We start from the raw sequence: 291 nt of genomic DNA, 5'->3' as shown, positions 1-291 counted from the left end.
CGGTAGGCGCGCCGCTGACGCTGGCCCTGGCCAGCGGGCTGGCCGTGCTGGGCTGGTCGGTCTTCGCGGCATTCTGGACCTGCTTGTGCGATGCCCCCGCACCCGATGCGGTGCGGCGACGCATGCTGGGCACGTTCCTGGGCGCGGGCACGGCCATGGCCTTTGCCGGCAGTGCGCTCGCCGCGCTCTGGCCCATGGCGGGGCTGCTATTGGGGCCGATCCTGGTGTTTGCCGTGCTGCTGGCCTGCGGGCGCATTGCCTATGGCGGGGTGCTCGGCACGCTGCTCGGCG

Annotated in this window: 1 pseudogene; it reads left to right on the top strand. The window is 73.2% G+C overall.

Annotated features, from left to right (window positions below):
* Positions 1 to 291: pseudogene (locus tag H926_RS32995) on the top strand (FUSC family protein); the annotation flags it as partial.

The sequence above is a fragment of the Novosphingobium sp. B-7 genome, from assembly GCF_000410615.1.
Taxonomy (GTDB): Bacteria; Pseudomonadota; Alphaproteobacteria; order Sphingomonadales; family Sphingomonadaceae; genus Novosphingobium; species Novosphingobium capsulatum.
This window is presented reverse-complemented; position numbering and strand designations above follow the sequence as displayed.